Source organism: Clostridioides sp. LIBA-6622, from assembly GCF_056716095.1.
The window spans coordinates 1,350,648-1,366,413 of record NZ_CP196998.1; the positions used below are offsets into that span (position 1 = coordinate 1,350,648).

At 30.1% G+C, this 15,766-nt stretch carries 13 protein-coding genes; all 13 read left to right on the forward strand.

All coding sequences use genetic code 11. The features are described from left to right. The first annotated feature begins 6 nt into the window (after positions 1–6). Positions 7–2,118, forward strand: coding sequence for a polyribonucleotide nucleotidyltransferase (pnp, locus tag ACTG47_RS06520; protein WP_169465617.1), 2,112 nt, complete (start codon positions 7–9; stop codon positions 2,116–2,118). Positions 2,119–2,286: 168 nt separating this feature from the next. Beyond that, complete coding sequence (locus tag ACTG47_RS06525) at positions 2,287–2,712, forward strand: MarR family winged helix-turn-helix transcriptional regulator (RefSeq protein ID WP_479926537.1); 426 nt, start codon at positions 2,287–2,289, stop codon at positions 2,710–2,712. A gap of 47 nt (positions 2,713–2,759) precedes the next feature. Next, complete coding sequence (locus tag ACTG47_RS06530; RefSeq protein ID WP_479926538.1) at positions 2,760–4,160, forward strand: MDR family MFS transporter; 1,401 nt, start codon at positions 2,760–2,762, stop codon at positions 4,158–4,160. Between the two features lie 240 nt (positions 4,161–4,400). Then, positions 4,401–5,144 carry a polysaccharide deacetylase family protein gene (locus ACTG47_RS06535; RefSeq protein WP_054269804.1) on the forward strand — a complete coding sequence of 248 codons (744 nt, stop codon included), beginning with the start codon at positions 4,401–4,403 and terminating at the stop codon, positions 5,142–5,144. Positions 5,145–5,300: 156 nt separating this feature from the next. Continuing rightward, positions 5,301–6,548 carry a M16 family metallopeptidase gene (locus ACTG47_RS06540; RefSeq protein ID WP_479926539.1) on the forward strand — a complete coding sequence of 416 codons (1,248 nt, stop codon included), beginning with the start codon at positions 5,301–5,303 and terminating at the stop codon, positions 6,546–6,548. 35 nt (positions 6,549–6,583) lie between these two features. Continuing rightward, positions 6,584–6,829, forward strand: a complete 246-nt coding sequence (locus ACTG47_RS06545) for a YlmC/YmxH family sporulation protein (RefSeq protein ID WP_003419503.1) — start codon at positions 6,584–6,586, stop codon at positions 6,827–6,829. Between the two features lie 9 nt (positions 6,830–6,838). Then, entirely contained in the window at positions 6,839–8,062 is a 1,224-nt protein-coding gene (dapG, locus tag ACTG47_RS06550) for an aspartate kinase (RefSeq protein ID WP_479926540.1), read from the forward strand. A gap of 112 nt (positions 8,063–8,174) precedes the next feature. Next, entirely contained in the window at positions 8,175–8,909 is a 735-nt protein-coding gene (locus ACTG47_RS06555; protein WP_169465607.1) for an ATP-dependent Clp protease proteolytic subunit, read from the forward strand. Positions 8,910–9,031: 122 nt separating this feature from the next. Beyond that, positions 9,032–11,443: an FtsK/SpoIIIE family DNA translocase gene (locus tag ACTG47_RS06560; RefSeq protein ID WP_169465605.1), complete on the forward strand. Its 2,412-nt coding sequence runs from the start codon at positions 9,032–9,034 to the stop codon at positions 11,441–11,443. Between the two features lie 2 nt (positions 11,444–11,445). Continuing rightward, entirely contained in the window at positions 11,446–12,498 is a 1,053-nt protein-coding gene (gene mnmH, locus ACTG47_RS06565; RefSeq protein WP_479926541.1) for a tRNA 2-selenouridine(34) synthase MnmH, read from the forward strand. Further along, the gene (gene rimO, locus ACTG47_RS06570; protein WP_479926542.1) at positions 12,492–13,826 is read left to right on the forward strand and encodes a 30S ribosomal protein S12 methylthiotransferase RimO; all 1,335 of its coding nucleotides are present in this window, start codon (positions 12,492–12,494) and stop codon (positions 13,824–13,826) included. The genes mnmH and rimO overlap by 7 nt, the downstream gene beginning before the upstream one ends. Next, complete coding sequence (gene pgsA, locus ACTG47_RS06575; protein ID WP_479926543.1) at positions 13,813–14,355, forward strand: CDP-diacylglycerol--glycerol-3-phosphate 3-phosphatidyltransferase; 543 nt, start codon at positions 13,813–13,815, stop codon at positions 14,353–14,355. The genes rimO and pgsA overlap by 14 nt, the downstream gene beginning before the upstream one ends. A gap of 284 nt (positions 14,356–14,639) precedes the next feature. Further along, on the forward strand, positions 14,640–15,710 hold the full coding sequence (gene recA / locus ACTG47_RS06580; protein ID WP_479926544.1) for a recombinase RecA: 1,071 nt from the start codon (positions 14,640–14,642) through the stop codon (positions 15,708–15,710). Positions 15,711–15,766 lie beyond the last annotated feature (56 nt).

Consider the following 15,766-nt stretch of genomic DNA (forward strand, 5'->3'; position numbering starts at 1 on the left):
GCATTAATGTTTGAACATAAAATATTTAAAATGGATTTTGCAGGAAGAGAGCTTTCTGTAGAAATAGGCAAAATTTGTGAAATGACTAGTGGTAGTTGCATAGTTAGATACAGTGATAGTATGGTAATGGTAAATACAACTAAATCGGCTAAACCTAGAGACGGAATAGACTTTTTTCCTTTAAGTGTAGATTATGAAGAAAAATTATACTCTGTAGGGAAGATACCAGGAGGCTTTTTAAAAAGAGAAGGTAAGCCTTCAGAAAAAGCAATACTTACATCAAGATTGATAGATAGACCAATAAGACCATTATTTCCAAAAGGATTTAGAAATGATGTTCAAGTAGTTGCAACTGTTTTATCAGTAGACCAAGATTGTACACCAGATATAGTAGCAATGATAGGTTCTTCTATAGCTCTTTCTATATCAGACATACCATTTAATGGACCAACTGGTTCAGTATGCGTTGGTCTTGTAGATGGTGCATTTGTTGTAAATCCAAATGCAGAACAAAGAGAAAAAAGTTCAATGCACTTAGTTGTTTCAGGTACAAAAGAAGCAATAATGATGGTTGAAGCAGGAGCAGATGAAGTTCCTGATGATGTGATGTTAGAGGCTATTTTATTTGCTCATCAAGAAATAAAAAAAGTAGTTGAGTTTATAGATGGTATAGTTGCAGAAGTTGGAAAAGAAAAATTGGAAGTAGAATTGTACCATGCAGGAGAAGAGATAACTCAATTGGTTCGTGAATTTGCAACTGATAAGATGAAAGAAGCAGTTCAAACTTTTGAAAAATTAGAGAGAATGGAAAATATGGATAGAGTTAAAGAAGAAACTTTAGCTCATTTTGAAGAAACTCTTGAAGACTTTGAAGATTATATTGGAGATATAGAAGAAGTATTACAAGATATAATAAAAGAAGAAGTAAGAAAACTTATAGTACATGAAAATGTAAGACCAGATAATAGAAAACTAGAGGAAATAAGACCTATATGGTGTGAAACTGGAATGATACCTAGAGCTCATGGTTCAGCTATATTTACTAGAGGGCAAACTCAAGTACTTAATGTGGCTACTTTAGGTGCCTTAGGAGATGTTCAAAAGCTAGATGGATTAGATGAAGAAGAAAATAAGAGATATATGCATCATTATAATTTCCCTGCATACAGTGTTGGAGAAGCTAGACCATCAAGAGGACCAGGAAGAAGAGAAATAGGACATGGTGCTTTAGCAGAAAGAGCTTTATTACCAGTGATACCATCTCAAGAAGACTTCCCTTATGCTATAAGATTGGTTTCTGAAGTATTAAGTTCAAATGGCTCTACATCTCAAGCAAGTGTATGTGGTTCAACATTATCTTTACTTGATGCAGGTGTACCTATAAAAGATATGGTTGCAGGTATAGCTATGGGACTTATAAAACATGATGGTAAGGTTGCAGTACTTTCAGATATACAAGGTATGGAAGACCATTTAGGAGATATGGACTTTAAAGTAGCTGGTACAGAATATGGTATAACAGCAATACAAATGGACATAAAAATAGATGGTATAGATAAGGAAATTCTACAAAGAGCTTTAAAACAAGCTAAAGAAGGTAGAATTCATATACTAGGAGAAATGAGAAAAACTATATCTCAACCAAAACCAGAACTTTCACCATATGCACCTAAGATTGTTAAGATGCAAATAAACCCTGATAAAATAAAGGATGTAATAGGACCTGGTGGAAAGATAATAACTAAGATAATAGACGAAACTGGAGTTAAGATAGATATCGAACAAACTGGAGAAGTATTTATATCAGGTATTGAGATTGACATGATTAAGAAAGCTCAAGAACTTATAAATAATATAGTAATCGAGCCAGAAGTAGGAAAGACTTATAAAGGTAAAGTAAGTAGAATAATGAATTTTGGAGCATTTATTGAAATACTTCCAGGAAAAGAAGGATTACTTCATATATCTCATATAGCTCATGAAAGAGTTGCTAAAGTTGAAGATGTATTAAATATAGGAGATGAAGTTGAAGTTAAAGTTACAGAAATAGATGAAAAAGGAAGAGTTAATTTATCAAGAAAAGTTCTTTTACCAAAACCAGAACATAAAAATAAATAATATAATAAATAATTAAAAGCAAAATCTTATGATTTTGCTTTTTTTATTGTAAGGATATAATATTTTATTGATAATAAGATAGTTTTGTTAGATATACTGTTAATATTGATTTTATTTACAGTATATGGTAAATTACTAATAGTGTTAGCAATAAAAGGAGGTGATATTATGGATTATATACAATTAGCTCTTGAACTTGGAGAAGTAAAGACTTTGATGGTAAGAATACCACATAAAGATAAAATTTCAGATATGCAAAGTGGTGAAAAGTTTGTATTGGGTTACCTATATAAAAATAATAAAAAAGTAAATCCAAAAGAAATCAGCACTGCTATGAATGTCAGTACTGCTAGAATGTCTGCTATACTTAACCAGCTAGAGTCAAAGGAAATGATTGAGCGTTATGTCGACCCTAAAAATGGTAGACAGACACTAGTTGAGTTACGACCAAAAGGAGTAGAACAACAAAAAATGAATGAAAAAGAATTTTTGGAATACACTGTTAAATTTTTAGAAGCATTAGGTTCTGAAGATGCAGTTGCATATGTGCGTATTCAAAAAAAGATTATAAGTTTTTTTACAGATAAAAAATAATGATATTTCTTAAAAATTGCTAATAAAAATAGAAAGAAGGTAAATATATGAATTTAAATAAGCAATCTAGAAATATGATTTTTGCCGTATTGTTAATTGGCTCTATAGTAGGTTCGCTACTTCAAACATCACTTACTACTGCACTACCAGTCATGATGGGAGACTTAAACATATCAGCAACAACAGCTCAATGGCTTACTAGTGCATATACACTTGCAATGGGAATTATGGTTCCTGCTACTGCATTTCTAATTAGACGATTTCCAACTAAGCCACTTTTTATAAGTGCTATGTGTCTTTTTTCTGTAGGATTGTTATTTTCTGCTACTGCATCTTCATTTCCTCCTCTTTTGTTTGGCCGTATATTACAAGCAATGGGTAATGGAGTGTTGTTATCTATGACACAAGTGATAATTCTAACAATTTACCCAGCTGAACAAATGGGGTCAATAATGGGGATTTATGGATTGGCTGCTGGTGCTGCACCAATATTTGCACCGACTTTAGCAGGAATTGTTATTGATATCTTTAATTGGCAAGCCATATTTTGGTTTTCTTTTGTTATAAGTATTATAGATATCATTATAGCATCTAAAGTGTTACAAAATGTGATAGAAACAAAAAAACAATCATTTGATATGTTTTCTATGTTATTGTGTGCAATAGGATTTAGTGGACTTTTACTTGGACTTGGAAATCTTGGAACAACTAGTTTTTTTAGTGTAAGCATCGCATTGCCAATATTTGTGGGTATTATATCAATTATAGTATTTTCTTTACGTCAGATTCATTCAGAAGAGCCATTTTTAGAACTTAGTATTCTTAAAAACAAAAACTATAGACTGGCAGTAATTATAAGTATGTTTTTGTATGCTGTGATGATGGCAGGTTCTACTTTGATTCCAATATATATTCAAACAGTAAGAGGCTTTTCAGCAACTAAATCAGGTCTCATTATGATGCCAGGTTCTCTCATAATGGCACTTATAAGCCCTTTTGCTGGAAGATTTTATGATAAGTTTGGAATAAGAAAATTGATTGTGTATGGTAGTTTATTTTTAGCAATAAGCTGTTTAGGAGTATCTTTTGTAGGAAAAAATACATCAGTAATATACATATCAATTTTTTATATTGTGCGTCTTATAGCTATTGGATTGATTATGATGCCTATTGTTACTTGGGGAATGAGTGTACTTGGAGAAAAAAATATTGCGCATGGAACAGCACTACTTACTTCATTACGTACAATAGCAGGTTCTATTGGTTCAGCAGTTTTTGTTGCAGTAATGACAACTGCTACAGTAACATCACGAGGTATGACTAATACTACAGCAAATGTATTTGGAATAGATGTAGCATTTATTTGTATTTCAATTGTTGCAGTAGTTCAGTTTTTAATAGCTTTCTTCTTTATAGAAAGAAAAAATTCACAGAATTCAATAAGTTAAAATTTATGATTAGGTAGAAATACTTTAATAGCTAAAAAATATTTTTGAGTAGAACTTGAAAGCTCTGTTGGCAAAATAACAGAGCTTTTTCACATATTAAAAGTAATATCAAAACATATTACCAATATAAATAATGTTGATATATAGAAAAGTATTTGCATCATATTTAGTGCATAAATAAAGCTTTCTTTTAATAGTATTAAATAAGAAACAATTTGTACATAATTAGGGGGAGTTTTAATGATAATGATGGTACTTAACAAGAGTAAACTCAAGAAAATAATAATACTGATTTTAGTTTTATTATTAGGGCTATCAGGAGGAGTAATGGTATTAAAAATGTTCAATAATAAACCAGTATTCAACTTTTTTAATGGGGTAGACTTACCATATGAAAGAGGAACAAAAGATAAAAGTGGATATGTTGCATTAACTTGTAATATAGACCTTGGATGGGAAACAGAGTATGTAGAATCCATTTTAGAAACACTTAAAAAGGAAAATGTAAAAATTACTTTTAATGTGACAGGTAAGTGGGCAGAAAAGAATAAGGATGAATTATTGAAGATAAAAAAACAGGGACATGAAATAGGGAATCATGGATACAAACATTTAGATTATTCGACACTATCATATGAGGATAATTACGAACAAATAGAAACATCTAAAAAAATAATTGAAGAAATCATAAATGAAAAAACTAAATTTTTTCAAGCACCAGCAGGTTCCTTCGGTCCAGAAACAGTAAAAGCTGCCAAAGCATTGGGATATACATCAATAAAATGGGATGCTGACACTATAGACTGGAAATATAAAGACCAACCAGAAGTAATAATTGATAGAATGAAGAAAAAAGATATTAAAGATAATAGTATAATCTTAATGCACCCAACAGATGCAACCACAAAATGTATAGATGATATTATAGCAATTGTAAGGGAAAAAGGACTAAAACCAGGTAAACTAAGTGATGTGTTTAAGTAGACAAAGTATAAATATTTGATTAAGATTGTATAAGTTGTAGTTGAATTAATTAAAAGACTGACTTATAATGTAATACATATAAAAATAAATATAATTAAAACATAGTGTTTTCAATAATCCAATATAAAACAAAGAATAAATTTTTAGGAGAATGTAATGTATAAGACAAAAACACTGGAAAATGGACTTACAATAATTGGTGAAGAAATACCATATCTAAAGTCAATAACATTAGGTATTTGGATAAATGCAGGCTCTAGAATAGAAGAAGCACAGGTGAGTGGAACTTCTCATTTTATAGAGCATATGATGTTTAAAGGAACCAAAAACAGAACATCAAAGGAGATTGCTAGCTCAATAGACAATTTAGGTGGGCAAATAAATGCATTTACAAGTAAAGAATGTACATGTTATTATGTAAAATTAATAGATGAGCATATAGATACAGGAATTGATGTATTAAGTGATATGATACTAAATTCTAGATTTGATAAAAATGATATAGATAAGGAAAGACTTATAATATTGGAAGAACTTAAGATGTATGAAGATTCACCAGATGACTTATCTTATGATTTATTGGTAGAAAATATATATGCTAATGATGGTTTAGGAATGAATATAATTGGTACAAAAGATTCTCTATATAATATAACTAGGGAATCTATGTTAGAATACTTAAATAAGTATTATATTCCAAATAATGCTGTTATTTCTATAGCTGGAAACTTTAATTTTGATGATATGGTAGATAAAATCAAATCGAAATTTGGACACTGGGAAAATAAAAAGTTGAATATAGAAATAAGTGAGGCTGAGTTTAATCCCTGCTTTATATCAAAAAATAAAGATACTGAACAGGTAAACTTAGCTATGTGCCTAAAAGGTATTCCATCTGAAAATGATGATGAAGTATATTCAATGGCAGTAGTGAATAATATTTTTGGTGGAAGTATAAGCTCAAGACTTTTTCAGAAAATAAGGGAGGAAAAAGGTTTAGTATATTCCATATACTCATCACAGACATTGTACAGAAAATGTGGTGAATTAGGTATATTTGCAAGTATGAGTACAGAAAATTTGCAAGATGTTTATAATTTAATAAAGAAAGAAATTGAAAATATAAGAAAAAATTATCTTACAGAAAAAGAAATATCTGAAAGTAAGGAACAATTAAAAGGCAATTATATATTGGATTTAGAAAGTACTAGCAGTAGAATGATGTCTACTGGTAAATCTATGTTACTTAGCAAAAAAGTAAAAACTACAGATGAAATACTTGAATGTATAAATAATGTTGATATTAATTCAGTAAAAAAAGTTGTTGATAAGGTATTCAATATCAAAAATATTGGTACATGTATAGTTGGAAGAGATGTAGAAAAGATTCTGCATCTGGATTGATATCTTAAAAAGTAAATCTCTGGAGGTATAAAAATATGAATTTATCTGAAATAGCAGGTAAGGAAATAGTTAACTTGGTCACAGGAGAAAGATTGGGGGTCATTGGAGAATGTGACCTTATACTAGATGAAACTACAGGCGGTATATTAGCGCTTTTAATTCCAAAAGAAAAAGGTTTTTTTGCCAGAAGAAAGGATAAGTCATTTTTAGAAGTACCATGGAGAAATGTGAAAAAAATAGGTAATGACATGATAATTATAGAATATGAGGGATATATTTAGGAGGAAAAAATGAGTATTTTAGTGCAAAAGTTTGGTGGGACATCAGTAGAATCATATGAAAAAATGAATGAAGTATGTAAGATAGTAAAAGCATACAAAGAGAATGATGAAGAATTACAATTAGTATTAGTAGTTTCAGCAATGGGTAGAAAAGGAGCTCCATATGCAACAGATACACTTATAAATTTGTGTAGTGCAGTGAATGAGGAACCAAAGAAGAGGGAGCTTGATTTAATCATGTCTTGTGGTGAAATAATATCAGGAACAATTCTTGCTAATTTATTGAATGCACAAGGGATAGAATCTGTTTTCTTTACTGGTCAACAAGCAGGTATAATTACAAGTGATGAATATTCTAATGCAAAAATAAAATATATAAATCCTAAGAAGGTAAAAAGAGCTTTAGATAGTGGCAAAGTTGTAGTTATCGCTGGATTCCAAGGTGTAACAGATGATGGAGAAATAACTACCCTTGGAAGAGGAGGAAGTGATACATCAGCAGTTGCTATTGGTAAAGCTTTAGAATGTGAAACAGTTGAAATTTACACTGATGTGGATGGTATAATGACAGCAGACCCTAGAGTAGAACCAAATGCTAAAGTATTGAGTTTTATAAATTATGAAGAAGTGTTCCAAATGGCTGATAAAGGAGCAAAGGTAATACACCCAAGAGCAGTACAATTAGCTAAAAGTGGCAATATAACTTTAGCTATAAAAAATACAATGAACCCAACTTTTGAAGGTACAAAAATAGGTTCTTTATGTAGACACTTAGAAGAAAATATAGAATATGAACAAGAAAAAGACTTTAATGTTGCTGTTGCAAATAAAGATAGTGTAGCACAAGTTAAGATTAAATCAGCAGAAGAAGTGTTTACAGAAGTATTAAATGAGATAGAAGATAAACTTATAACTATAGATATGATAAACTTCTTTATATCAGAAAAAGCGTTTGTTATTGAAGATGCTGATATAAAAGCATTAAAGGAAATACTAGATAAATTTGAATTGGATTATGAAGTAAATAGAGATTGTGCCAAAGTCACATTGATATGTTCAAGAATTGCAGATGAAATGTCTGGTATCATGTCAAAGGTAGTTAGAGGCTTATCAAAGGCAGGAGTATCTCTTTTACAAACATCAGACTCAAATATGACTATATCTTGTTTAGTTAGCGAAGAAGATATGCACACAGCAGTACATGCAATACACCAACAATTTTATGTAAAATAAACACTATAATACAATTATTTTTATTCAAATATTAATAATTTTATGTATATCTTAATATATTTGATTTATTTGGTAAAACTAAGTTAAATATAATTTTGATAGGAGTTTTTTTATGAAAGATTGTAGAGAAGATAATGAATCATTTGATAAAGATAGTTGTAGAAGAGAATCTAGTTGTGAAGAAAGAGAATGTATAAAGCAATTTGGTACTAATGAAATGCCACCTCAACCTCCTAAAGATACTCAGTGTTTAACTATAATTGGAGAAATTGAAGGTCATTTTATAGGAAATCCTCAAAAAAAAGCCACAAAATATGAACATATAATTCCAATGTTATATTCAATTGAGGAAAGTAATGAGGTTAAAGGAGTGCTAGTTGTTTTAAACACTGTTGGAGGAGATATTGAGGCTGGTCTAGCTATTGCAGAACTTTTAAACAGTACATCTAAGAAAGTGGTTACTCTTGTTTTAGGAGGTAGCCATAGTATAGGTGTTCCTCTTGCTACAGCAGGGGATTACTCATTTATAGCACCAACAGCAACCATGATTATACATCCTGTGAGGACTACTGGTCTTGTGATTGGTATAAATGAAACTTTTGAGTATTTTAAAAAGATGCAAGATAGAATAATTCAGTTTATAATAAGAACCTCAAATATCAAAAAAGATGTACTTGAGAAACTTATGCATGAAAAAGATGAGCTTGTAAGTGATGTTGGTAGTGTATTGATAGGAAAAGAAGCCGTAGATTATGGGCTTATAGATGAAGTTGGAGGACTAAAGGAAGCTCTTAAAAAATTAAAAGAGCTTATAAAAGAATCTGATGAAGAAAAAAATAATGATTAAAGTTTGTTTAAATAATAAAATTTATGATATAATGATGTAATAAAGTAGGAGTGTTAGTGTTAAGGCATTAGCACTTTTTGCTGTGAAGGGGTAAAACTTGCTAAAAATAAGGAGTGATATTAATGGCCACGAAAAAGAAGAAAAAAAAGAAGGTAAATACCTTAAGTTTTAACGCAGAATATCATAATTTGATAACGATATTTATAGGTGTATTTTTATTATATAGTTTAAATTCTAACTCTATGGGATGGGTACCTGTGTTAATGCAGAATCTTTTTAAAGGACTATTTGGAGGGCTTTCCATAGCAATACCATTTATAGTAATTATAACAGGACTTTTAGGATTTTTTGATGGGAATGAATATATATATAGACTAAGAAAGACTAAATTATACTACATAATTATTTTATTTATCTTTGTATTTTACGGATTATTAAATGCAGGAACTCTTCCTGTAGATAGCCCACTAAAAGGTAACATGTTTGATGATGTCATGAAAATGGGTGTAAGTGGACAAGGTAGTGGTTTGATAGCAACTACTATTGCATATTATATGAGTAAAGTATTTGGTCTAGCAGGTGGATGGTTGATAAGTATATTTGCCCTTATACTTTCTATCATGTTTATATTTAATATTTCTATAAAAGATTTGGTATCAAATGCAAAATCAAAATCTAAAGCATCAAAAGACAGTAATTTAACATTTAAAGATAAGATTGCAAATATGAAGAAATCCGCAATAGATATGATGACTGACGAAGTAGATGACACTACTATAAACAAGAAACCAGGTTTCTTTAAAGGATTAATGTCAAAAGGTCGTAACGATGAGGATGAAGAAGAGGAATATTTTGAAGAAGAAAATACTGATGGTGTAGATGATAAGACTATTAAAATAGTTGGATTTAATAAAGCAGAAGATGAGTATTTAGAAATATTAGAAGGAACTCAAAGTATGCCAGAGTTAGATGTTTTAAAGGAATTACAAAAAGCTACAAATGAAAGCTCAGTTGTAGATACTAAACCAGAAAAAAAAGTTGATATAAAAAAACCTAACTTAAATATAGAAAAAACTCAACCTATGAGTATCATAGCAGAGCCAGTTAATGAAGATTATTCGAATTATAAGAAACCTAGTATTGAACTCTTAAATAAAGTAAATAAGAAATCTGATGAAAATGGCAAAAAGAAAGTGTTAAAAAATGCTTCTCTTTTAGAAAAGACATTATCCGATTTTGGAGTAGAGGCGAAAATTAATCAAGTTACAGTTGGGCCTACTATAACTAGATATGAGATACAGCCAAGTCCAGGAGTCAAAGTAAGCAAAATTGTAAATTTAACTGATGATATAGCTCTAAGTTTAGCAGCTAAAAGCATAAGAATTGAAGCACCAATTCCTGGAAAAAGTGCAATTGGAATAGAAGTTCCAAATGAAGAAGCTCAAATGGTTGGAGTAAGAGAAGTTTTGGAAAGTGAAGAATTCAATAATTTTAATTCTCCTCTTGCAATGGGGCTTGGAAAAGATGTAGCAGGTAAAATTATAATTGGAGATATAGGTAAGATGCCACACTTATTAATAGCTGGTTCTACAGGTTCAGGAAAGAGTGTATGTGTAAACACATTAATAAGTAGTATATTATATAAGGCAAATCCTGACGAAGTAAAGTTACTATTGATAGACCCAAAAGTAGTTGAACTTGCAAATTACAATGGGATACCACATCTATTAATACCAGTAGTTACTGACCCTAAAAAAGCTGCTAATGCTTTGAATTGGGCAGTTACTGAGATGAATAGACGATATAAACTATTTGCAGATGCTCAAGTAAAAGATGTAACAAGTTATAATGAGAAATCTGAAGAAAAATTACCTAAAATAGTAATAATAATAGACGAGTTGGCAGACTTAATGATGGCAAGTGCAAATGATGTAGAAGACTATATTTGTAGACTAGCCCAAATGGCAAGAGCTGCAGGAATGCATTTGATTGTAGCAACTCAAAGACCTTCTGTTGACGTTATAACAGGGGTTATAAAAGCTAATATACCATCTAGGATAGCATTTGCGGTATCATCTCAAACTGATTCAAGAACAATACTTGATATGGGTGGTGCAGAAAAACTTCTAGGTAAAGGAGATATGTTATTTTACCCACTTGGTGCAGCAAAGCCAGTTAGGCTTCAAGGTGCATTCATATCAGAAAGCGAGTCAGAAAAAGTAATTGATTTCGTAAAAAGCCAGGTTAAAGATGGAATAAAATATGAAGAAGATATAATTGAAACTATATCTAAGGTTAATACTTCAAAGAGTAGTGATGAAGATGAATTCTTGAGTGAGGCAATAGAATTTGTAGTGGAGAGTGGTCAAGCATCTGCTTCTATGTTACAAAGAAGATTTAAAATAGGATTTAATAGAGCAGCTAGACTTATAGATTCTATGGAGGAAAGAGGAATAATTGGAGCTAGTGAGGGAAGTAAACCAAGAAAGGTATTAATAAGCAAACAAGATTTGCAGAATTTAGAAGGTGAATAGAATTGTCAGTTATAAAAATAGAAGAAGCATTTAAGCTAGAGAAAGTAATATTTGTAGATGTAAGAACAGAAGGTGAGTATGAAGAAGACCATATATTAAATGCGGTTAATATGCCTATCTTTAAAAATAATGAGCATAATGAAGTTGGAACAATCTATAAAATGCAAGGAAAACATGAAGCGATACAAAAGGGTTTTGACTATGTCTCGTATAAGTTAAAAGATATGTATTTACAAGCAGCAAATCTTGCAACAAATTATAATAATATTGTTATATATTGTGCAAGAGGTGGGATGAGAAGTGGAAGTATAGTAAATGTATTGTCATCATTAGGTGTAAATGTGTATCAACTTGAAGGCGGATATAAGGCCTATAGAAATTTTGTTTTAGAGTATTTAAGAAATGCAATGGATACAAAAAACTTTGTATCTGTTCATGGCTTGACTGGAGTAGGAAAGACTGATTTATTACATTTATTAGAAGAAAAAGCTATAGATGTATTAGACTTGGAAGGTATAGCTAAAAATAGTGGGTCTACTTTTGGTTTTATAACATTTGATAAGAAGCCACCATCTCAAAAGAATTTTGAAACTAAGTTATTTGAAAGTATATTTTTCTCAAAGGAGAATTATATATTTGTTGAAAGTGAAAGTAAACGAGTAGGAAGTGTTACAGTTCCAAATGAGATTTTTGATGCAATGACGCGAGAAGGATATCATATACTATTGGAATGTAACATTGAAAATAGAGTTAACAGACTTTGTAGAGACTATATTTATGATAAAGATAATGTCGTGATTTTAAAAGAATGTATAAATAAATTTAGAAAAAGATTGGGTAATAAAGTAGTCGATGATTATATTGAATTATTAGAGTCAGGTAAATATAAAGAGCTTGTAAAAAGATATCTTTTAGAATATTATGACCCACTTTACATGCATTCAGTAGAGAAATATAAGTACAATAAAGTTATAAACTTTAATGATACACAAAAAGCTTTAGAAGATGTCATGGACCTATATAAGAGCATATTGGAAGGAGATAAAGAATGTTAAAAATAGCATTGGAGTCATTAGGATGCTCAAAAAATTTAGTGGATGCAGAAATAATGATGGGAATTTTGAATAAAAAAGGCTATAAATTAATTGGAGATTTTGAAGAAGCTGATGTAATTATAGTAAACACATGTGGATTTATAGAATCAGCTAAACAAGAATCAATAGATACAATAATAGAATTTGCAGAATTAAAACAAACTGGTAACTTAAAGTTGTTGATAGTAACAGGATGTTTGGCACAAAGATATTCTGAAGAATTAAAAGCTGAGATTCCAGAAATAGATGCTATAGTAGGCACAGGTAGTTATCAGAACATAGATGAGATACTTAAAGAATTAAGTGAAAAACACCAAATTGTAAGTCTTGATGATATAGAATTTGTGTTTAATGAAGATTTACCAAGATATCTATCTACACCTAGTTATATGGCATATTTAAAAATTGGAGAAGGATGTTCTAATAATTGTACTTATTGTATAATACCAAAATTAAGAGGTAAATATAGAAGTAGAAAATTTGAAGATATAATTAAAGAAGCTAATAAATTAGCTGAATCTGGAGTAAAAGAACTTGTAGTTATAGCACAGGATACAACAAAGTATGGTTTTGATTTATATGGAAAAGAAAAATTGCCAGAACTTTTAGAAGCACTTGCAAAGATAGATGGATTTAAGTGGATAAGAGTTATGTATTCATATCCAGAATCTATAACAGAAGAATTGGTACAAGTTATAAAAAGACACGATAATATATGTAGTTACTTTGATATGCCAATTCAACATGCAAGTAACAATATTTTAAAATTAATGAATAGAAAAACTAGTAAAGAAGATATATTAAATAAAATAAATCTTATAAGAAGCAATATACCAGATGCAATACTTAGAACCACAATAATAGTAGGATTCCCTGGTGAAACAGAAGATGATTTTAAACAACTTGTGGATTTTGTAAAAGAAGTTAAGTTTGACAGACTTGGTGCATTTGCATATTCAAGAGAAGAGGATACACCAGCAGATAGATTACCTAATCATATAGATGAAGAAGTAAAGATACAAAGAAGAGATACTTTAATGATGATTCAACAAAAAATATCTGAAGAACTTAATGACAAAAAAATAGGAAAGAAATACGATGTGTTGATAGAAGAGCAGATAGAAGATAATGTATATACAGGAAGAACACAAGGTGATGCGGAAGAAATTGACAGTATAGTATATGTAAAAAGTGTAGACAATCTCGAAGTAGGAGAATTCGTAAGTGTTCAAATAAATGATGCAATGGAATACGATTTAATGGGAGATGTTTTATATGAACTTGCCTAACAAATTAACTTTGTTTAGAATATTTTTAATACCAGTATTTGTTTTAATTATGTTACTCGATGTACCAAATAAGTTTTTAATAGCTTGTATTATTTTTATAGTAGCTTCAATTACTGATGCATTAGATGGAAAAATAGCTAGAAAATACAACTTGGTTACTGACTTTGGAAAGTTTATGGACCCATTAGCAGATAAGCTATTAGTCATTTCTGCACTTACATGTATGATAGAAGACCATCTTGTAAGTAGTTGGATGGTAATTATAATAGTAGCTAGAGAGCTTACAGTGAGCATATTAAGAGCTATAGCAGCTGCAGATGGAAAAGTAATAGCAGCTGGTAACAGTGGAAAACTTAAAACTATAACTCAGATGGTATCAGTAGTATTTTTATTGATAGGAGCTCAGTTTGAGAGTGGATTAATATTAAATGTAGGTGGAATTCTTATACTTATAGCAACATTACTTACTTTATATTCAGGATGGGAATACCTATATAAAAATAAAGAGCTTTTTATGTCTTCTAAGTAAAATATAATTTATAAAGAAAAATTAATTTATTAATTAATAAAAAATAACAACTTAAAATTTTAAAAATGTAAAAAAGGGTATACTATTATAGTATACCTCTTTTCATTTTAAGAATATTTTCTTTTGTGTATATAATTATTAATAATGGTTTATAAATAAAATGTAATGAATAAAAATATAATCATTAGTAGCGTTTTTAAATTGACTAGGTTTGATTTATGTTATATAATTAATATATAACAAGAGAACAAATGTTTGTAGATAAATGAAGGGATGGTATAGAGATGAGTGTAGATCAAGAAAAATTAAAAGCGTTGAATGAAGCTTTAGGTAAAATTGAAAAAGATTTTGGTAAAGGTTCAGTAATGAAATTGGGAGAAGCAACGTCTATGTCTATAGATGTTATATCAACAGGAGCAATTGGTTTAGATATAGCTATTGGTATAGGAGGTCTACCTAGAGGGAGAATAGTTGAAGTATATGGACCAGAATCTTCTGGTAAAACTACTGTTGCACTTAGCTGTGTAGCATCAGCTCAAAAAGAGGGCGGAATAGCTGCATTTATAGATGCAGAACATGCACTTGACCCAGTATATGCAAAAGCATTGGGTGTGGATGTTGATAACCTAATAATATCTCAACCAGATACAGGTGAACAAGCTTTAGAAATAGCAGAGGCATTAATAAGAAGTGGAGCGATAGATATAATAGTAATAGACTCAGTAGCGGCATTAGTTCCAAAAGCTGAAATAGATGGAGATATGGGTGATTCTCATGTAGGTTTACAAGCTAGACTTATGTCTCAAGCACTTAGAAAATTAACTGGTTCAATTAAAAAATCAAATTGTGTTGCTATATTTATAAACCAGTTAAGAGAGAAAGTAGGAATAATGTTTGGAAATCCAGAAACTACTACTGGAGGACGTGCACTAAAGTTTTATTCATCAGTTAGACTGGATGTCAGAAAAATAGATACAATAAAACAAGGTGATAAAGTCATAGGAAGTAGAACAAGAGTTAAGGTTGTTAAGAATAAAGTAGCACCACCATTTAAACAAGCTGAGTTCGATATAATGTACGGAGAGGGTATTTCAAAAATTGGAGACCTTCTAGATATAGCTGCTGATGTAGATATAGTTAAAAAATCAGGCTCATGGTATAGTTACAATGATACTAAACTTGGACAAGGAAGAGAAAATGTTAAAAAATTCTTGGAAGATAATTTAGATTTAACTAATGAAATAGACGAGAAAGTTAGAGCATTTTACAACCTAACTGAAGATAGTGAAGAATCAAGTAATTCAGTATCAAAAGAAATTGTAGAAGAATCGGTAAAAATACAAAAAAATAACTAGTAATTAAAGACATGCCACGCTCCCTATTAGCTTGACACAATGTTGAAAAAATTATA